The sequence below is a fragment of the Pseudomonas sp. RG1 genome (assembly GCF_025910115.1).
GTDB lineage: Bacteria > Pseudomonadota > Gammaproteobacteria > Pseudomonadales > Pseudomonadaceae > Aquipseudomonas > Aquipseudomonas atacamensis.
This window is the reverse complement of record NZ_JAPCIK010000005.1, coordinates 52,040-71,705: the sequence shown is the minus strand read 5'-3', so window position 1 is coordinate 71,705 and position 19,666 is coordinate 52,040. Positions and strand designations below refer to the sequence as shown.

Below are 19,666 nucleotides of genomic sequence, written 5' to 3'. Positions count from 1 at the left end.
TTTACAGAATCCAGACGAAAGGGTCAGATTATGCCGCTCACTCCAGAGCAGAAGAAACAGTACAAATCCATCGGCCACCACCTCAAACCAGTGTTGACGGTAGCGGACAACGGTTTGACTGAAGGTGTTTTAGCCGAACTTGAACGCGCCTTGGCCGATCACGAGCTGATCAAGATCAAGCTCAATATCCTCGATCGCGAGTCGCGCCTGGCGCACATCGCCGAACTGTGCAAGGCCGGCAAAGCGGACCTGGTTCAGGTGATCGGCAAGATGGCTCTGGTCTACCGCAAGAACTTCAGCGCCAACAAGCAGCTGTCGAACGTTCATCGCTTCAAGTGATGTGCAGGGTCAAGGGTGTGCTTCGCGCACCCTGCCACTCCATCCCGGCACCGGCTGCATGACCAGCACCAACCCGGAAAATCCCAGCACCAGATAACTGAATACCTGCCAGCGCTGCGCATCCGGCCAGCCGACACGCACAGCGACATACATCGAGCACGCGTACAACGCCATCAACAGCACCTGCCCGCGAAAATCCCGCCATAGACTGGCAAGGCCCTCGGCCTGTACCAGCACCAAAGCCTGAAAGATCACGCACAGAGCAGCGAACCCCACCACCAGCACTTCGAATGCACTGGCGACTTCGTCGATCAACAGCGGCGCGAGTCCGATCTGGCCCAACGCCGGCTGCAAACCGATATGAATCAACCATAGGCCACCGACCCAAAGCATCTGGGTCAGTTGCCAAAGCATGGCGCCCGCATGCAGCGGGCGCCTTCTTTCAGATGTGACGAACTTCGACAATCTCGTACTCGATCACGCCGCTTGGCGTTTTGACGGCGACGACGTCACCCTCTTCCTTGCCAATCAAGGCGCGGGCCAGCGGCGAACCGACGGAGATCTTGCCGAGTTTGAAGTCAGCCTCATCCTCACCCACGATGTGGTAAGTGACGCTTTCATCAGTCTCGACGTTGGCGATCTCGACGGTAGTACCGAAAATCACTTTACCGGTGTGAGGAATGGTCGTGACATCGATGATGACCTGATTCTGAATCCGGCCTTCGATGTCACGAATACGCGCTTCGACCATGCCTTGCTGTTCGCGGGCAGCATGGTATTCAGCGTTTTCCTTCAAGTCACCCAACTCGCGGGCCGTACCGATGTCCTGGCTGAGCTTCGGACGGACGACCTTGGTCAGGTGAGCATGCTCCTCTTCCAGGGCGCGAGCGCCCTGAACAGTCATTGGGTACTTGGTTATGCTCATGCCTTCAATCCTGCGTGTAGATCCTGCAAGCGGCGCACGGTCTTTTCCGGACCGAACTTCAGCGCTTCGCAGATCGCTTCGCCCGCAGCGATAGTGGTGGTGCAGTAAATCTTGTGCTGCAGGGCATTGCGACGAATGGAGTACGAATCGGCGATCGACTGACGACCTTCGGTGGTGTTGATGATCAACGTGACTTCGTCATTCTTGATCATGTCGACCACGTGCGGACGACCCTCGGTCACCTTGTTCACGCGGCGCACTTTCAGGCCTGCGGCTTCGATCAGCTTGGCAGTGCCGGCAGTGGCGACCACTTCGAAGCCCAAGTTGATCAGATCACGGGCCACGCCTGCAACCAGTGGCTTGTCGTCATCGCGCACGCTGATGAAAGCGGTACCGCCGGTCGGCAGCACTTCACTGGCCCCCATCTGCGCCTTGGCGAATGCTTCACCGAAGGTGTCGCCGACGCCCATCACTTCACCGGTCGACTTCATCTCTGGGCCGAGGATCGGGTCAACGCCAGGGAACTTGGCGAACGGGAACACTGCCTCTTTCACGCTGTAGAAGTTCGGGATGATCTCTTTGGTGAAGCCGATTTCCTTCAGGGTCTTACCGGCCATCACGCGCGCGGCGATCATGGCCAGGGAAACACCGATGCACTTGGAAACGAACGGTACGGTACGCGAGGCGCGCGGGTTGACTTCGATGACATAGATATCTTCGCCCTGCAGAGCCAATTGCACGTTCATCAGGCCGACAACGCCCAGTTCCAGAGCCATTTTCTTGACCTGTTCGCGCATCTCGTCCTGGATGTGCGCCGGCAGCGAGTACGGCGGCAGCGAGCACGCGGAGTCACCGGAGTGAACGCCCGCCTGTTCGATGTGCTGCATGATCGCGCCGATCACTACATCTTTGCCGTCGCAGACCGCATCCACGTCCATTTCGATGGCGCAGTTGAGGAAGTGGTCGAGCAGCACCGGGCTGTCGTTGGACACTTGCACCGCGTCACGCAGATAGCGCTTGAGTTCGTCTTCCTTGTAAACGATTTCCATCGCACGGCCGCCCAACACGTAGGACGGGCGCACCACCAGCGGATAACCGATCTTCGCCGCAGCGCGAACAGCTTCATCTTCGCTACGCACAGTGGCGTTTGGCGGCTGACGCAGGTTCAGGCGCTCGACCATTTGCTGGAAGCGCTCGCGGTCTTCGGCGCGGTCGATGGCGTCAGGGCTGGTGCCGATGATCGGCACGCCAGCGGCTTCCAGAGCACGAGCCAGTTTCAGCGGAGTCTGGCCGCCGTACTGGACGATCACGCCTTTCGGCTTCTCGACGCGGCAGATTTCCAGCACGTCTTCCAGGGTTACCGGCTCGAAGTACAGACGGTCGGAAGTGTCGTAGTCGGTGGAAACGGTTTCCGGGTTGCAGTTGACCATGATGGTTTCGTAGCCGTCTTCGCGCAGGGCGAGAGCAGCGTGAACGCAGCAGTAGTCGAACTCGATGCCCTGACCGATCCGGTTCGGACCGCCGCCCAGAATCATGATCTTGTCGCGGCCCGACGGCGCTGCCTCGCACTCTTCCTCGTAGGTCGAGTAGAGGTAAGCGGTGTCGGTAGCGAACTCGGCGGCGCAGGTGTCAACGCGCTTGTAGACCGGGAACACTTCCAGCTTCTGACGGTGCGTACGCAGGTTTTTCTCGGTAACGCCCAGCAGCTTGGCCAGACGCTGATCGGAGAAGCCTTTGCGCTTGAGCTTGAACATCAGGTCGCGGTCGATCGAGGACAGACCGAGGGTCTTGACCTTCTCTTCGTCCTTGATCAGGTCTTCGATCTGCACCAGGAACCACGGGTCGATCATGTTCATGCCGAAGATGTCTTCGACCGACAGGCCGGCGCGGAAGGCGTCAGCCACGTACCAGATGCGCTCGGCGCCCGGCACGGTCAGTTCGCGCTTGAGCACGCTCATGCTGTCCGGGTTGCTCAGATCGAGCTTCTCGTCCAGACCGCAAACGCCGACTTCCAGACCGCGCAGAGCTTTCTGCAGGGATTCCTGGAAGGTCCGGCCGATGGCCATGACTTCACCGACCGACTTCATTTGCGTGGTCAGGCGCGCATCAGCCTTGGCGAATTTCTCGAAGGCGAAGCGTGGCAGCTTGGTGACGACGTAGTCGATCGACGGCTCGAAGGACGCCGGGGTCTTGCCGCCGGTGATGTCGTTCGACAGCTCATCAAGGGTGTAACCCACAGCCAGCTTGGCCGCGACCTTGGCGATCGGGAAACCGGTGGCTTTCGAAGCCAGTGCCGAGGAACGCGATACACGCGGGTTCATTTCGATCACGACCATGCGGCCAGTGTTCGGGCAGATACCGAACTGCACGTTCGAACCGCCGGTCTCGACGCCGATCTCGCGCAGTACCGCCAGCGAGGCGTTACGCAGGATCTGGTATTCCTTGTCGGTCAGGGTTTGCGCAGGAGCTACGGTGATCGAGTCACCGGTGTGCACGCCCATCGGGTCGAAGTTTTCGATCGAGCAGACGATGATGCAGTTGTCCTTTTTGTCGCGGACAACTTCCATTTCATATTCTTTCCAGCCGATCAGCGATTCGTCGATCAGCAGCTCTTTGGTCGGCGACAGGTCCAGACCACGGGCGCAGATTTCTTCGAACTCTTCACGGTTGTAAGCGATACCGCCACCGGTGCCGCCCATGGTGAAGGACGGACGGATGATGCACGGGAAACCGAGGGTTTCGAGAACCGCGTTGGCCTCTTCCATGCTGTGGGCAATGCCGGAACGCGGGCACGCCAGGCCGATGGATTTCATCGCCTTGTCGAAACGCGAACGGTCCTCAGCCTTGTCGATGGTGTCGGCATTGGCACCGATCATCTCTACGCCGAACTTCTCCAGAACGCCTTCGCGCTCCAGGTCCAGGGCGCAGTTCAGAGCGGTCTGGCCGCCCATGGTTGGCAGTACGGCGTCCGGACGCTCTTTTTCGATGATCTTGGCCACGGTCTGCCACTTGATCGGCTCGATATAGGTGGCGTCGGCCATGTCCGGGTCGGTCATGATGGTGGCCGGGTTGGAGTTCACCAGGATGACGCGGTAACCCTCTTCGCGCAGGGCTTTGCAGGCCTGGGCGCCGGAGTAGTCGAATTCGCAGGCCTGGCCGATCACGATCGGGCCAGCGCCGAGAATCAGGATGCTTTTAATGTCTGTACGTTTTGGCATGGTTTGTCACTCAAATCCGCAGGTCAGTCGGCAAGCCGTCTTGATCGATTTCTGAAGTCCCGAAGGGGCCGCCGGAACCGGGGCCGCCCTCGCGGGCTTCTCTCTACAGTCTCAAGGCGAACGCTTAGCGTCGCTTGGCCATCTCGTTGATGAAGCGGTCGAACAGTGGCGCGACATCGTTCGGGCCCGGGCTCGCTTCAGGGTGACCCTGGAAGCTGAACGCGCTCTTGTCGGTGCGCTCGATGCCTTGCAGGGTGCCGTCGAACAGCGATTTGTGGATTGCGCGCACGTTGGCTGGCAGGGTGGCTTCGTCTACCGCAAAACCGTGGTTCTGGCTGGTGATCATCACCACGCCGGTGTCCAGATCCTGCACCGGGTGGTTGGCACCGTGGTGGCCGTGGCCCATTTTCAGGGTCTTGGCGCCGGAGGCCAGAGCCAGCAACTGGTGGCCGAGGCAGATGCCGAATACCGGCGTCTCGGTTTCCAGCACTTCCTTGATCGCCTGGATCGCGTAGTCGCATGGCTCCGGATCACCAGGGCCGTTGGACAGGAACACGCCGTCCGGCTTCAGCGCCAGCACATCGGCGGCTGGAGTCTGCGCAGGCACTACGGTGACGCGGCAGCCGCGCTCGACCAGCATGCGCAGGATGTTGACCTTGACGCCGTAGTCGTAGGCGACCACGTGATATGGCAGCTCGGAAGCTTCGATGGTCGCGTGGCTGTCGGTTTTCAGATCCCAGACAGTCGAGCGCCATTCGTATTGGGTCTGGGTGCTGACGACTTTCGCCAGGTCCATGCCCTTCAGGCCCGGGAAGCCTTGCGCAGCGGCGATGGCCGCTTCTTCGGAGATGTTGTCGCCGGCCATGATGCAGCCGTTCTGAGCGCCTTTTTCACGCAGGATGCGGGTCAGGCGACGGGTGTCGATACCGGCGATTGCCACCACGTTGTTGGCTTTCAGGTAATCGGACAGGGACATCGTGTTACGCCAGTTGCTCGCTACCAGCGGCAGGTCACGGATGACCAGGCCAGCGGACCAGACGCGGTCGGACTCGGCGTCTTCCGGCGTGGTGCCGGTGTTGCCGATGTGCGGATAAGTCAGGGTAACGATCTGTTGAGCGTAGGAAGGATCGGTAAGGATTTCCTGATAGCCGGTCATTGCGGTGTTGAACACCACCTCACCAACGGTCTGACCGTCGGCTCCAATGGCTTCGCCGCGAAAAATGCTGCCATCAGCAAGGGCGAGTATGGCTGGCTTAGTCAAGAAGACCTCCCGTAAATAACGCATGAAAGGGCAATCGCAGGTTGTAAAAAAGCGGAGTGACGTATGGACACGTCACCCCGCTTCTTCACTGAAATTATTCTGCGCGCTTTTAGTGGACACACTAAAGCTGTAGCTTACAGAAAAGGGCGTTTTTGGTCCACCGCTAAAGAGCCTTAAAGGCCGGAGAATGCGACAGGTCGTCGCGAAGCGGTAAAAACCGGCGCAAAACGGGACGTTTGCGCCGGGTTCAGCAACGACTCAACGCAGGTCGAGCACGTCTTGCATGTCGTACAGGCCCGGCTCGCGACCGTCCAGCCACAGCGCCGCACGCACCGCGCCCTTGGCGAAGGTCATGCGGCTCGATGCCTTGTGGGTGATCTCGACGCGCTCGCCATCGGCAGCGAACAGCACGGTGTGATCACCGACGATATCGCCAGCACGCACGGTGGCGAAACCAATGGTTTCACGCTCACGCGCACCGGTCTGGCCTTCACGACCGTAGACCGCGACCTTCTTCAGATCACGCCCCAGGGCATCGGCAATCACTTCCCCCATGCGCACCGCCGTTCCGGACGGAGCATCGACCTTGTGGCGGTGATGGGCTTCCATGATCTCGATATCGACATCGTCGCCCAGCACGCGCGCAGCGGTGTCGAGCAACTTCAGGCACAGGTTGACGCCGACGCTGAAGTTGGCGGCGAAGACGATCGGAATGTCCTTGCCCGCCTCGGCCAGCAATTGCTTCTCTTCAACACTGAAACCGGTGGTGCCGATGATCATCGCTTTGCCGTGTTTGCGGCAGAACGCGAGATTCTTCAGGGTCACGGTCGGGTGAGTGAAGTCGATCAACACATCGAACTCTTCAACCACACGATCCAGATCACCTGACAGCGGCACGCCGATACGGCCCAGCGCTGCCAGCTCACCGGCATCCGCGCCGACCAGCGTGCTGTCGGGACGATCGACCGCCGCCGTCAGACCGGCGCCCGGCGTCTGCTGCACCGCTTCAATCAGGGTCTTGCCCATGCGCCCGGCGGCGCCCATCACTGCAATACGTCGCATGCCGACTCCTTACAAATCACCGAAGAAACGCTTCACACCGTCGAACCAACCGGTGGTTTTCGGCGAGTGGCTGTTGTCGTCGGCCAGGGAGCTGCGGAATTCTTCCAGCAGTTCACGCTGACGACGGTTGAGGTTGACCGGCGTTTCCACAGCGACACGGCACATCAGGTCACCGGCACCGCCGCCACGCACTGGCGCAACGCCTTTGCCGCGTACGCGGAACTGCTTGCCGGTCTGCGTGCCTTCAGGGATTTTCAGTTTGACGCGACCGTCGAGGGTCGGAATTTCCAGCTCGCCGCCCAGCGCTGCGTCGACGAAGCTGATCGGCACTTCGCAGAACAGATGCTTGCCGTCACGCTGGAAGATGTCGTGTTCACGCACGTTGATCACAACGTACAGGTCGCCAGTCGGCCCGCCCTGGGTACCCGCCTCGCCCTCCCCGGACAGACGAATGCGGTCGCCAGTATCAACACCGGCAGGCACTTTGACCGAGAGGGTTTTGTACTCTTCGACACGACCATCGCCGTGGCAGGAGTCGCACGGATCGGAAATGATCTTGCCCTGGCCATGGCAGCGCGGGCAGGTCTGCTGCACCGAGAAAAAGCCCTGCTGCATGCGCACCTGACCGATGCCGCCGCAGGTCGGGCACGTCGTCGGCGACGAGCCTTTCTTGGCGCCGGAACCATCGCACGGTTTGCAGTTGACCAGTGTCGGAACGCGGATATTCACCGACGTACCGCGCACCGCTTCTTCCAGATTCAGCTCCAGGGTGTAGCGCAGATCGCTGCCACGCTGAGCGCCGCCACGGGCACCGCCGCGACCGCCACCGAAGAAATCACTGAAGACATCGCCGAAGATGTCCGAGAAGTTCTGGCCACCGAAACCGGCACCGCCGCCGCCCATGCTCGGATCGACGCCGGCATGACCGTACTGGTCATATGCCGCGCGTTTGCTGGCGTCGGACAACACTTCATAGGCCTCGTTGGCCTCTTTGAATGCTTCTTCCGAAGCCTTGTCGCCGGGATTACGGTCGGGGTGGTGCTTCATGGCCAGACGACGATAGGCCTTCTTCAGGTCCGCTTCGCTCGTGCCCCGCTCGACACCCAATACTTCGTAATAGTCACGCTTTGCCATAAGTTCTTTGCACTCTTAAGGACGTTCGGCAAACCCCTCCTGAGCCTCGCCAAACTCGTTGAGCCCCCATTAAGGCCCGGACCCAACTCACGTCAATTCAACGATCCTGGTCTTGATTGATGCGGTATCTGCGGCGCGAAAAGCAGGAGCATTCCCGGCCATACCGCCAACATCCGAACGGTGTCGCATGCTGTAAAAATTCACGTATTCCAGATACGCCAACGCGGGAGGCAAGCTCCCGCGCGGCGACATCCTACCAGTCACCGCCGCAAGGCAGTCAACCGGGCGACCAACAACTTACTTGTGGTCTTTGACTTCTTCGAACTCGGCATCGACAACGTCGTCAGCCTTCTCAGCCGATTCGCCTTGCGGGGCCGCGCCATCAGCTGGCTGAGCCTGTTCGGCGTACATCTTCTGAGCAACCGGAGCGGAGACTTTCGACAGCTCTTCAACCTTGGCTTCGATGGCAGCCTTGTCGTCGCCTTTTACGGCGGCTTCCAGCGCAACCACAGCAGCTTCGATTGCAGTCTTCTCTTCGGCGGTGACCTTGTCGCCCGCGTCAGCGACCATCTTGCGAGTCGAGTGCACCAGCGCATCACCCTGGTTACGGGCAGCGGCCAGCTCTTCGAACTTGCGGTCTTCCTCAGCATTCGCCTCGGCGTCACGCACCATGCGCTCGATTTCTTCGTCGGACAGACCGGAGTTGGCCTTGATCACGATCGACTGGGTCTTCCCGGTAGCCTTGTCTTTCGCGCCGACGTGCAGGATGCCGTTGGCGTCGATGTCGAAGGTCACTTCGATCTGCGGCACGCCACGTGGAGCTGGTGGAATGTCGGCCAGGTCGAACTTGCCCAGCGATTTGTTCTGTGCGGCTTGCTTGCGCTCGCCCTGCAGAACGTGAATGGTCACAGCACCCTGATTGTCGTCGGCAGTCGAGAACACTTGCGATTTCTTGGTAGGAATCGTGGTGTTTTTCTCGATCAGCGCGGTCATCACGCCACCCATGGTTTCGATACCCAGGGTCAGCGGGCTGACGTCGAGCAGCAGCACGTCTTTCACGTCACCGGCCAGAACAGCGCCCTGAATCGCAGCACCCATGGCAACAGCTTCGTCCGGGTTGACGTCTTTACGCGCTTCTTTACCGAAGAAGTCGGTAACCAGCTTCTGTACCAGCGGCATACGAGTCTGACCACCGACCAGAATCACGTCGTTGATCGCGCTGACGTCGATACCGGCGTCTTTCATGGCAATGCGGCAAGGTTCGATGGTGCGCTGAACCAGGTCTTCAACCAGTGCTTCGAGCTTGGCACGCGAGATCTTCACGTTCAGGTGCTTAGGACCGGTCGCGTCTGCAGTGATGTACGGCAGGTTGACGTCGGTCGACTGAGCGGACGACAGCTCGATCTTGGCTTTCTCAGCGGCTTCTTTCAGGCGCTGCATCGCCAGCGGGTCACCTTTGAGGTTCATGCCGCTTTCTTTCTTGAATTCGTCAACGAGGTAATCGATCAGACGAATGTCGAAGTCTTCACCGCCGAGGAAAGTGTCACCGTTGGTGGCCAACACTTCGAACTGGTGCTCACCGTCAACTTCAGCGATCTCGATCACGGAAACGTCGAAGGTACCGCCACCCAGGTCATAAACGATCACGGTGTGATCGCCCTTGGCCTTGTCCATACCGTAAGCCAGAGCGGCTGCGGTTGGTTCGTTGATGATACGTTTTACGTCCAGACCAGCGATGCGGCCGGCGTCTTTGGTGGCCTGACGCTGGCTGTCATTGAAGTAGGCCGGAACGGTGATCACCGCTTCGGTCACTGCCTCGCCGAGGTAGTCTTCGGCGGTCTTCTTCATCTTCTTCAGAATTTCAGCCGAGATTTGTGGCGGTGCCATTTTCTGGCCGTTCACTTCTACCCAGGCGTCGTTGTTGTCAGCCTTGACGATCTTGTAAGGGACCATCTGGATATCTTTCTGCACAACTTCTTCGTCGAAACGACGACCGATCAGACGCTTTACCGCGTACAGGGTGTTGTGCGGATTGGTTACAGCCTGACGCTTGGCCGACTGACCTACCAGAATTTCGCCATCGTTGGCGTAAGCGATGATCGACGGCGTGGTACGCGCGCCTTCAGCGTTTTCAATAACTTTGGCTTTGCCGTTTTCCAGCACGGAGACGCAGGAGTTGGTAGTCCCCAGGTCGATACCGATAATTTTGCCCATGTTCACTCTCCCGAAACTTTGGATTTTGTTGCCGCAGCAGTGGTGGCTGACTGCGGTAGCACTTAAACGCTTGACTTCTAAATGGGGGCCTTGCGGCTAATTTCAAGCCTGCTCGTCAATCGAAGGCGAAACCGGTGCCGGCGCCTTGCTGACCACGACCATCGCCGGGCGCAGCAGGCGACCATTGAGCTGGTAGCCCTTCTGGAAAACCTTCAACACGCTGTTCGGCTCGACGTCGGCACTTTCCTGCATGGCCATCGCCTGATGGTGAACGGCGTTGAACGGTTCGCCATGCGGATCGATCGCTTCAAGCTGGTAGCGCTTGAGGGTGTCGTGGAACATTTTCAGGGTCAGCTCGATACCTTCGCGCATCGGGCGGATGCTTTCGTCGTCCGGGCTCGACAGCTCAAGGCCGCGCTCCAGGCTGTCGACGATCGGCAGCAGGTCGCTGGCGAATTTTTCCAGGGCAAACTTGTGCGCCTTCTCGACGTCCTGCTCGGCACGGCGGCGAACGTTCTGCAGATCGGCAGCAACACGCAGAGACTGATCCTGCGCGGCGGCCAATTGCTCTTCGAGCACTTGCACACGGGTCGCCAGGTCGTCACCCGAACCTTCGGGCGCCTGATTGGCATCTGGGTTTTGCGTATCTACTGTCTGTTCGTCAGCCATAGAATTCTCCTTTCAATTTCGTCCGCGAGCCTGACTCGCGCTTCTGCCCCGATATATGGGGCCGCAAAATCAGGCTTCAAGGGCTGAAAACAATTGTCCCTACAAAAAAGTGCTGAATACTCATTCTTGAATGCGCTAAGAAAACTTTTCGATCAAGCAAATCGAGCTAAGGGCGGGCATTGTCAGGCCTGAACAAAACACTGTATAAATAACCAGACCTCAAGCCTGGGAGCTGCCTTTATGCTGGTGCACCTGTCCGTACATAACTACGCCATCGTTGAACATCTCGATCTCGAACTTGATCGCGGGATGAGCGTGATCACAGGGGAAACCGGCGCCGGCAAGTCGATCATGCTCGATGCCCTGGGCCTCACCCTGGGTGATCGCGCCGACAGCGGCGTGGTTCGCCCGGGCGCCGACAAGGCCGACATTCTTGCCACCTTCGATCTTGCTGATATCCCCGAAGCCCGCGCCTGGCTTGCCGAGCGCGATCTGGAAAACGACGGGCCGTGCATCCTGCGCCGCGTCATCACCTCGGAAGGTCGTTCGCGCGGCTATATCAACGGCACGCCCTGCCCGCTTGGCGACCTTAAAGCCCTCGGCGAGCTGCTCATCGATATCCACAGCCAGCACGAACATCAGTCGCTGCTGAAGACCGACACCCATCGCCGCCTGCTCGACGAGTACGCCGGCGCGACCGATCTGGCGCGTCAGGTGCAACTGGCCGCACAGCGCTGGCGCCAGACTCGCCAGGAACTGGAGCGCCTTTCCAACTCCGGCGACGAACAACGCGCACGCCATCAACTGCTCAGCTATCAGCTCGAAGAACTGGAAAACCTCGGTCTCGGCGAAAACGAACTGGAGCAACTGGAGCAGGAACACAAGAACCTGACCAACGCCGAAACCTTGCTGGGCATTTGCCGGCAAGTGGTCGAGCAATGCAGCGAAAGCGACTCCGGCAATGTGCTGAATGCGCTGACCGCCAGCCTCAATCGACTTTCCAGTGTGAACAGTTCGGTGGGTGCGCTGGGTGAAGCCAGCAGTCTGCTGACCAGCGCACAGATTCAGGTAGAAGAAGCAGTCGGCGAGCTCAATCGCTTCCTCGACAATTTCGATGCCGACCCGGCTCGCCTGCAGTACCTCGAAGAGCGTCTCGACGCGATCTACACCCTGGCGCGCAAACACCGGATTCAACCGACCGAAGTCGGCGAGATGCAGCAGAAGCTGCTCGATGAAATCGAAACCCTCAACGCCAACGATGAATCCATCGAGCGCCTGGGTGAAGAACTGGCGTCCTATGCCCGCCACTATCAGGAGAAAGCGCGCGAGCTGAGCGACCTTCGTCATCAGGCGGCCGGCAGCCTCGCCAGTGCGGTGGAGCAGGAAATCCAGCGCCTGGGCATGCCTGGCGGCCGATTCACCATCGAACTGAAAGCCAACAGCAGCGACGAGTTGCTGCCGAATGGTCTGGAACAGGTCGAACTGCTGGTCAGCGCCAACCCCGGTCAACCGCTCAAGGCGCTGGCAAAAGTTGCCTCCGGTGGTGAGCTGTCGCGGATCAGTCTGGCGATTCAGGTCATTACCGCCCAGACCTCCCGCGTGCCGACCCTGGTGTTCGACGAAGTGGACGTAGGTATCGGCGGCCCGACTGCCGAGATTGTCGGCCAGTTACTGCGCCGTCTCGGTGATCGCGGCCAGGTCTTGACCGTGACGCACTTGCCGCAAGTGGCAGCGCAAGGTCATCAGCATCTGTTCGTGCACAAGGTCCGCGACGAGAAGGCGACTCACACCGCCGTCGCCAAGCTCACAAAGAACGAGCGCATCGAAGAAGTCGCGCGCATGCTCGGCGGCATCGATCTGACCAAGGAATCCCTGGCTCACGCGAAAAAAATGGTGGTGACCGCCAAGGCGTAACAAATAGTAGAAAGCACGAAGGCGACCCTTGGGTCGCCTTCGTTCGTTTCGCGAATGTGAAATTCGCGCGACATGCTTACTTTTTCTTGCGTACGTACAGCACCAGGTTGTGATCAACCATCTCGAAGCCATGCTTCTCGACGATCGATTTCTGAAGTTTTTCAATTTCTTCGTCGAAGAATTCGATCACTTCACCCGATTCCACGTTGACCATATGGTCGTGGTGGCCACCGTCAGCCAGTTCGAAGACCGCGTGGCCGCCGTCGAAGTTGTGGCGGACCACGAGGCCGGCCGCTTCGAACTGGGTCAGTACACGGTAAACCGTGGCCAGACCGACGTCCTCACCAGCTTCCATCAACGCCTTGTAGACGTCCTCGGCACTCATGTGACGCTGCTCGGTAGAGTCGAGCATTTGCAGGATCTTGACCCGTGGCAGGGTCACTTTGAGGCCGGCTTTGCGTAGTTCGCTATTTTCAACCATGGTCAGCTTTCTCGCGATGCTGCTTCGCAGCTTCTCTTAATGCGGGTATGATCGGCGTTTACGTTGTCCCAGCCAAGATAGTGGAAGTCGCCCACCGATGCAAAACACCAAGCTCTTGCTAACCAGTTTCACCTTTGTGGGACTGCTCGCACTCGCCGGTTGTTCATTCCCCGGGGTTTACAAAATCGACATCCAGCAGGGCAATGTCGTCACGCAGGACATGATAGACCAGTTACGCCCGGGAATGACCCGGCCGCAAGTACGGTTTATCATGGGCAACCCTCTGCTTGCCGACACGTTCCATGCCGATCGCTGGGATTATCTGTACAGCCTGCAACCGGGTGGCGGTGAACGCCAGCAGGAACGAATCAGCGTTATCTTCAACTCCAACGACCAGCTCGTCAGCCTGTCCGGTGACTTCATGCCCGGCGTGAGCCGTGACGAAGCCATTCTCGGCAAGGACAGCGGTACTACCGTGACCGCGCCGGCTGAAAACGCCGACAAGCCAGAAGCTGAGAAGCCAGCCAAACCAGGCTCCTTGCTGGATCAGATCCAGAAGGACGTCGATGGTGTGGAAACCGTACCGGTTCCGACACCAGAGCCGCTGGACACCTCGCCGCAGTAATAGGCGAGACAATAAAAAACCCGGACATTCCGGGTTTTTTATTGCCTGCCGTTTGGTCTGATCAAGAATTGCGTGCTTTGGCCTCGGCAGCCTTGGCCGCGCGCAAGCGTCGAACTTCTTTGGGATCAGCCAGCAGCGGTCGATAAATTTCGATCCGGTCGCCCGCCTGAACAGGGCGAGAATCCGCGTCAGCCACGACCTTGCCAAAAATCCCCAGCGGACACTCCGCCAGATTCAACTCAGGAAACTCTGCCGCGATGCCCGATTCGTGCACCGCCGCCCGAACGCTAACGCCTTCAGCCACGCTGATCGCACGCAGAACCTGCCGGTCAACCGCCGCGTACACGACTTCTATCTCGATCACCGGCTCAACCATGCATCTGCTTGGCGCGCTGGCAGAAAGCATCCACCAGCTGGTTAGCCGCCTGATTGAACAGCGGGCCCAACGTAGCGCGCACCAACGGCCCGGCATAATCGAACGACAGATCCAGACTGATCTTGCAGGCCTTTTCATTCAGTGCCTTGAATACCCAGATGCCGTGCAACTGAGTGAACGGGCCTTCTTCGAGATTCATCTCGATCGACTGCCCCGGCACCAGCGTATTGCGCGTGACGAAATGCTGACTGAGGCCGCCCTTCGCTACGCCGACACTGGCGCGCATGTGTTCCGGGGAGCTTTCCAGCACTTCAGCCTCCGAGCACCACGGCAGAAACTCCGGGTACCGCGCGACGTCATTGACCAGGTCGTAGAGAAATTGCGCCGGGTACGGCAGGAGCGCGGATCGTTGGATATGTGTCGTCATGTAAGCGTTACTTCCAGAGCTGAGCGGCAAAGACTACAAGAATGCCGATAGGCGCCACGTAGCGCATCAAGAACAGGGACAGAGCAAACAGAACCGGGTTACGGATAGACAATTCATCCCGCACCGCTTCACGCCCCATTACCCATCCCGCGAACAGCACGAAACACAAGCCACCAAGGGGCAACATGATCCGCGAGGTGAAGAAATCGATCACGCCGAAGAAGTCGAGACCGCTCTGCGCACCCCATTGATAGAGGCTGAACGCCCCGCCTTCGTTCACGAAAAACTTGGCTTCCTTCCAGATATTGAAAGAAAACACCGTGCCCAGACCAACGAACCAGCAGGTGAACGCAAGCCAGAACGTCACCCAGATGCGGCTGATTTTAGTGCGTTCAACCAGGTAAGCCACCATCGGTTCGAGTAGCGAAATAGCCGAACTCCAGGCAGCCACCGCGACCAGCACAAAGAACACCACGCCCATCAACTGGCCGAAAAAGACGTTACCAAAAGCAAACGGCAGGCTGACGAACATCAGTCCCGGACCTTCGCTTGGGTTCAAGCCAGCAGCAAATACAATTGGAAACAATGCCAGACCGGCCACCAGCGATACGAAAGTATCCAGCAGCGCAACGCCGACCACCGTGCCCGACAGCGAGGTGTTCTTCGGCATGTAGGCGCCGTAGATCATGATCGAACCAACGCCGACGCTCAGCGAAAAGAACGCGTGCCCCATCGCTGGCAGCAGGCCGTCGAGGACTTTTTCCGGGTGGAAGTCGAACATGAAATGCACGCCTTCCATGAAATGCCCGGTGGTCATGCTGTAACCCAGCAGCACCAGAATCATCACGAACAGCAGCGGCATCATGATTCGCAGGCTGCGTTCAAGCCCGGCGACCACGCCTTTGGCGATCACGAAGGCCGACAGCAGCATGAAAATCGTGTGCCAAAGTGTCAGGCGCCATGGATTGGAGATGACATTGCCGAAATAGGCGCCGACCTGATCGGCCGTCGCGCCCTGGAAATCACCACGGCCCATGTCGACGATGTAATCCAGCGACCAGCCGCCGACCACACTGTAGAAAGACAGAATCAGCAGGGCCGTGATCATCCCGGCGAACGCGCCCCACGACCATTTCGCCGAGTGTCCGGCTTCCTGTGCCAGCACCTTCAGGGCATTCGCCGGACTTTGCCGGGCGCGCCGGCCGATCAGGGTTTCCGCGAGCATGACCGGGACACCGATGAGCGCAATACACGCCAGGAACATCAGCACGAAAGCGCCGCCGCCGTAGACCCCGACCATGTAGGGGAACTTCCAGATACTACCCAGTCCCACGGCCGAACCGGTCGCGGCGAGTATGAATACCCAGCGGCTAGCCCAACTGCCGTGGACAGAAACCTTGTCTGTCGACATCGTTTATCACGCCCAAGCGTTAGAAAAAGAGGCCGCATTGTCCGGGATTCACTCAACCTGCTCAAGCACGCAGCAACACCGTAGCCGACAGCCGAACAACTCCATATAATGCCGCCCCTATGGCTAAACAGAAGAAACACCCAACAGGGACCATCGCGCAGAACAAAAAGGCGCGACACGATTACTTCATCGAGCACAAGTTCGAGGCTGGTCTGGTCCTGGCCGGCTGGGAAGTAAAAAGTCTACGGGCGAGCAAGTTGCAGCTGGTCGACAGCTATGTGCTGCTCAAGGACGGCGAAGCATGGTTGCTCGGCAGCCACATCACGCCGTTGATGACTGCAAGCACCCACGTCATCGCCGACCCGGTGCGCACACGTAAACTGCTGCTCAACCGCCGCGAGCTGGACAAGCTTGCCGCCGCCGTGCAGCAAAAGGGTTACGCCTGCGTCTGCCTGTCCTGGTACTGGAGTAAGCACATGGTCAAGTGCGAAATCGCTTTGGGCAAGGGCAAGAAGGAATACGACAAGCGCGACACCGAGCGCGAGCGCGATGCCGGGCGTGAATTGCAGCGTGCGGTGCGCAACAAGGGCAAGGAAGATTAGTTTTCCACCCTGATCGTTCCCACGCTCTGCGTGGGAATGCATCCCGTGACGCTCCGCGTCACAACGCGGACGCAGAGCGTCCATTGCTGTATTCCCACGCAGAGCGTGGGAACGATCGTTTGCAGAACTAACTGACTACATCCCCTTGCGCCGCTCCGCCCGAGCCATGCGCTGCACCTCCTGACGTACCTCTTCCAGCACTTCCTGCACATACAGAATATGGCGGCTGGACACTTCCCGCGCCTGCTCGGCACGCCCTTCGATAATCGCCAGATACAATTCCCGATGCTGCGAGATCAGCATGTCGCGGGTTTCCGTGCGCTGTTTGTACATGCCGCCGATGTTGGTCACGACGTTGCGCTTGAGCAGATCGAACAAGCCGCGAATCGTATGCAGCAACACCGCGTTATGGCTGGCTTCGGCAATCGCCAGGTGAAACTTCGCATCCGCCGCGCCCTCTTCCGCCCGGCTGACTTCTTCGTGACGCGAGTAGCAATCCTGCAGCTCTTCGAACGCAGCGGTCAGGCGCTCGCGATCAACATCGGTGGCGCGTAATGCGGCGTAGTAGGCGCACGATGCCTCCAGGGTGTGCCGGAATTCGAGCAAATCACGTTGCGCTTCGGGATTGCTTTCAAGCAATTGCAGCAGTGGATCGCTGAACGTCGACCCCAGGCCTTCCACCACATAATTGCCGCCGCCCTGGCGACTGACCAGCAAGCCTTTGGCCGCCAGTTTCTGAATCGCCTCGCGCAATGACGGGCGCGATACGCCAAATTGTTCGGCCAGCGTGCGCTCGGCCGGCAGCCGCTCGCCCGACTTCAGCGTGCCCTCAAGGATCATCCCTTCGAGGCGCTCGACAATATCGTCAGACAAACGGCGCTGACGTATCTGATCAAAGCCCATAACTCATTTCTCCACGACCCCGACCGCTCGCCGGGGTGTCTATTCTGGCCTATCCGCGCGCCGCCGACACCTGCCAGACGGCACTTCGCCAATGCGGATCAGTTGCGCTCTGCACCGCATCTTCGACGAAAGTTTCAGAGCGGCAAATTGACACACCGCCACCAAGGCTTTTACCCTAGCCAACAGCGCTTGTAAATTGGTCTTACCAATTATCCAAGACAGCTCACAGTGCCTGACCAACAACAATTAGGGGCCACCCCACCATGCAAACCTGGCAACAGCTCTACAGTCCGCTCGGCAGCCTTGGCGTCTCCGCTCTCGCGGCCGTCATTCCCATCGTGTTCTTCTTTCTCGCCCTGGCGGTGTTCCGCCTCAAAGGCCATGTGGCCGGCAGCATCACCCTCGCGCTTTCGATTGCCGTGGCGATTTTCGCCTTCCAGATGCCAGTGGACATGGCCTTCGCCGCCGCTGGTTACGGTTTCGCTTATGGCCTGTGGCCGATTGCCTGGATCATTGTCGCAGCGGTGTTCCTCTACAAACTGACGGTGAAAAGCGGTCAGTTCGAAGTCATCCGCAGCTCGGTCCTGTCGATCACCGATGACCAGCGCTTGCAGGTGTTGCTGATCGGCTTCTGCTTCGGCGCCTTTCTGGAAGGTGCCGCCGGTTTCGGCGCGCCGGTCGCGATTACTGCCGCACTCCTTGTAGGACTGGGCTTCAACCCGCTGTACGCCGCCGGCTTGTGCCTGATTGCCAACACTGCGCCGGTAGCGTTCGGCGCGCTGGGGATTCCGATCATCGTGGCGGGCCAGGTCACTGGCATCGACGCCTTCAAGATCGGCGCCATGACCGGTCGCCAGCTGCCACTGCTGTCGCTGTTCGTGCCGTTCTGGCTGGTGTTCATGATGGACGGCCTGCGCGGTGTGCGCGAAACCTGGCCGGCCGCGCTGGTGGCAGGTCTGAGTTTCGCCATCACCCAATACTTCACCTCCAATTTCATCGGCCCGGAACTGCCGGACATCACTTCGGCGCTGGCCAGCCTGATTTCCCTGACCCTGTTCCTCAAGGTCTGGCAACCGCGCCGTGCCGCCGGCCAGCACATCGTCGGCGCCGTGTCGGCTTCGGTGGTCAGCGCCAGCGTCGGCGGTTTCGGCCAGAAGCGCACCACCGTCGCGTCGCCCTACAGCCTCGGGGAAATTTTCAAGGCGTGGTCGCCGTTCCTGATCCTCACTGTGCTGGTGACGATCTGGACGCTGAAGCCTTTCAAAGCCATGTTCGCTGCCGGCGGCTCGATGTACGGCTGGGTGTTCAACTTCGCGATTCCGCACCTTGATCAACTGGTGATCAAGACTGCGCCGATCGTGGCCAATCCGACTGCCATTCCAGCGGTGTTCAAGCTCGATCCGATTTCCGCCACCGGCACGGCGATTTTCTTCTCCGCGCTGATTTCGATGCTGGTGCTGAAGATCAATTTCAAAACTGGTCTGACCACTTTGAAAGAGACCTTCTACGAACTGCGCTGGCCAATCCTGTCGATCGGCATGGTGCTGGCGTTCGCCTTTGTCACCAACTACTCCGGCATGTCGTCGACCATGGCCCTGGTGCTGGCGGGTACTGGCGCCGCGTTCCCGTTCTTCTCGCCGTTCCTCGGTTGGCTGGGCGTGTTCCTCACCGGTTCGGATACTTCGTCGAACGCGCTGTTCAGTTCGTTGCAAGCGACCACCGCACACCAGATCGGCGTCAACGACACTTTGCTGGTGGCGGCCAATACCAGCGGCGGCGTGACCGGCAAGATGATCTCGCCGCAATCGATCGCCGTGGCCTGCGCCGCGACCGGTCTGGTCGGCAAGGAATCGGATCTGTTCCGCTTCACCCTCAAGCACAGCCTATTCTTTGCAACGATTGTCGGTTTGATCACCCTGGCTCAGGCCTACTGGTTCACCGGCATGCTGGTGCACTAAACCTACAAGAAAGACGGAAATAACCGACGCCGGCCCGTGATCCGGCGTCAGCAATTCACCACCGGGTCTGTAAGGCTGCTGAAAGCAATGCGCTTTATATTCGGCAGCCGCAGCAGACGGATAACCGGGCCCACCCGGAGACACGCC

The 19,666-nt window shown here is 59.3% G+C and carries 18 protein-coding genes; 5 read left to right on the top strand and 13 right to left on the bottom strand.

Annotation, left to right across the window (positions count from 1 at the left end; all coding sequences use genetic code 11):
• The first annotated feature begins 30 nt into the window (after window positions 1-30).
• Window positions 31-339 carry a YhbY family RNA-binding protein gene (locus OK411_RS04810; protein WP_264364514.1) on the top strand — a complete coding sequence of 103 codons (309 nt, stop codon included), beginning with the start codon at window positions 31-33 and terminating at the stop codon, window positions 337-339.
• Window positions 340-348: 9 nt separating this feature from the next.
• On the opposite strand, the gene OK411_RS04805 is transcribed toward OK411_RS04810, so the two are convergent.
• The 8 genes from OK411_RS04805 to grpE all read right to left on the bottom strand — a co-directional run bounded on the left by OK411_RS04805 (window position 349) and on the right by grpE (window position 10,822).
• Window positions 349-753, bottom strand: coding sequence for an MFS transporter (locus OK411_RS04805; RefSeq protein WP_264364513.1), 405 nt, complete (start codon window positions 751-753; stop codon window positions 349-351).
• Window positions 754-781: 28 nt separating this feature from the next.
• Window positions 782-1,258 (bottom strand): transcription elongation factor GreA, encoded by a 477-nt coding sequence (greA, locus tag OK411_RS04800; protein ID WP_038861135.1) that lies wholly within the window; start codon window positions 1,256-1,258, stop codon window positions 782-784.
• Between the two features lie 2 nt (window positions 1,259-1,260).
• Window positions 1,261-4,482 (bottom strand): carbamoyl-phosphate synthase large subunit, encoded by a 3,222-nt coding sequence (gene carB, locus OK411_RS04795; protein ID WP_016771764.1) that lies wholly within the window; start codon window positions 4,480-4,482, stop codon window positions 1,261-1,263.
• 124 nt (window positions 4,483-4,606) lie between these two features.
• Complete coding sequence (carA, locus tag OK411_RS04790) at window positions 4,607-5,743, bottom strand: glutamine-hydrolyzing carbamoyl-phosphate synthase small subunit (protein ID WP_136491926.1); 1,137 nt, start codon at window positions 5,741-5,743, stop codon at window positions 4,607-4,609.
• Window positions 5,744-6,001: 258 nt separating this feature from the next.
• Window positions 6,002-6,805 carry a 4-hydroxy-tetrahydrodipicolinate reductase gene (dapB, locus tag OK411_RS04785; RefSeq protein ID WP_016771766.1) on the bottom strand — a complete coding sequence of 268 codons (804 nt, stop codon included), beginning with the start codon at window positions 6,803-6,805 and terminating at the stop codon, window positions 6,002-6,004.
• 9 nt (window positions 6,806-6,814) lie between these two features.
• Complete coding sequence (dnaJ, locus tag OK411_RS04780) at window positions 6,815-7,939, bottom strand: molecular chaperone DnaJ (RefSeq protein ID WP_016771767.1); 1,125 nt, start codon at window positions 7,937-7,939, stop codon at window positions 6,815-6,817.
• Between the two features lie 297 nt (window positions 7,940-8,236).
• Window positions 8,237-10,153 carry a molecular chaperone DnaK gene (dnaK, locus tag OK411_RS04775; protein ID WP_024011565.1) on the bottom strand — a complete coding sequence of 639 codons (1,917 nt, stop codon included), beginning with the start codon at window positions 10,151-10,153 and terminating at the stop codon, window positions 8,237-8,239.
• 102 nt (window positions 10,154-10,255) lie between these two features.
• Window positions 10,256-10,822: a nucleotide exchange factor GrpE gene (gene grpE, locus OK411_RS04770; RefSeq protein ID WP_039759570.1), complete on the bottom strand. Its 567-nt coding sequence runs from the start codon at window positions 10,820-10,822 to the stop codon at window positions 10,256-10,258.
• 240 nt (window positions 10,823-11,062) lie between these two features.
• On the opposite strand from grpE, the gene recN reads away from it, so the two are divergent.
• The gene (recN, locus tag OK411_RS04765; protein ID WP_136491925.1) at window positions 11,063-12,736 is read left to right on the top strand and encodes a DNA repair protein RecN; all 1,674 of its coding nucleotides are present in this window, start codon (window positions 11,063-11,065) and stop codon (window positions 12,734-12,736) included.
• Between the two features lie 76 nt (window positions 12,737-12,812).
• Here the strand turns inward: recN and fur are convergent, their stop codons facing one another.
• Window positions 12,813-13,217, bottom strand: coding sequence for a ferric iron uptake transcriptional regulator (gene fur / locus OK411_RS04760; RefSeq protein ID WP_016771770.1), 405 nt, complete (start codon window positions 13,215-13,217; stop codon window positions 12,813-12,815).
• Window positions 13,218-13,314: 97 nt separating this feature from the next.
• Between fur and OK411_RS04755 the strand changes: the two genes are divergently transcribed.
• Window positions 13,315-13,842 (top strand): outer membrane protein assembly factor BamE, encoded by a 528-nt coding sequence (locus tag OK411_RS04755; RefSeq protein WP_016771771.1) that lies wholly within the window; start codon window positions 13,315-13,317, stop codon window positions 13,840-13,842.
• A gap of 61 nt (window positions 13,843-13,903) precedes the next feature.
• Here OK411_RS04755 and OK411_RS04750 read toward each other — a convergent pair whose 3' ends face one another.
• From OK411_RS04750 to OK411_RS04740, 3 genes are read right to left on the bottom strand one after another with little or no spacing between them, the layout of a single operon-like run.
• The gene (locus OK411_RS04750; protein ID WP_136491924.1) at window positions 13,904-14,218 is read right to left on the bottom strand and encodes an RnfH family protein; all 315 of its coding nucleotides are present in this window, start codon (window positions 14,216-14,218) and stop codon (window positions 13,904-13,906) included.
• On the bottom strand, window positions 14,211-14,645 hold the full coding sequence (locus tag OK411_RS04745; RefSeq protein WP_016771773.1) for a type II toxin-antitoxin system RatA family toxin: 435 nt from the start codon (window positions 14,643-14,645) through the stop codon (window positions 14,211-14,213). Before OK411_RS04745 ends, OK411_RS04750 begins: the two co-directional genes overlap by 8 nt.
• Before the next feature lie 7 nt (window positions 14,646-14,652).
• Window positions 14,653-16,056: a sodium-dependent transporter gene (locus OK411_RS04740; protein WP_186568016.1), complete on the bottom strand. Its 1,404-nt coding sequence runs from the start codon at window positions 16,054-16,056 to the stop codon at window positions 14,653-14,655.
• Between the two features lie 119 nt (window positions 16,057-16,175).
• On the opposite strand from OK411_RS04740, the gene smpB reads away from it, so the two are divergent.
• Window positions 16,176-16,658 carry an SsrA-binding protein SmpB gene (smpB, locus tag OK411_RS04735; protein WP_007953781.1) on the top strand — a complete coding sequence of 161 codons (483 nt, stop codon included), beginning with the start codon at window positions 16,176-16,178 and terminating at the stop codon, window positions 16,656-16,658.
• Between the two features lie 135 nt (window positions 16,659-16,793).
• Here smpB and OK411_RS04730 read toward each other — a convergent pair whose 3' ends face one another.
• Window positions 16,794-17,561 (bottom strand): FCD domain-containing protein, encoded by a 768-nt coding sequence (locus OK411_RS04730; protein WP_016771775.1) that lies wholly within the window; start codon window positions 17,559-17,561, stop codon window positions 16,794-16,796.
• Between the two features lie 263 nt (window positions 17,562-17,824).
• On the opposite strand from OK411_RS04730, the gene OK411_RS04725 reads away from it, so the two are divergent.
• Complete coding sequence (locus OK411_RS04725) at window positions 17,825-19,519, top strand: lactate permease LctP family transporter (RefSeq protein ID WP_122601818.1); 1,695 nt, start codon at window positions 17,825-17,827, stop codon at window positions 19,517-19,519.
• Window positions 19,520-19,666 lie beyond the last annotated feature (147 nt).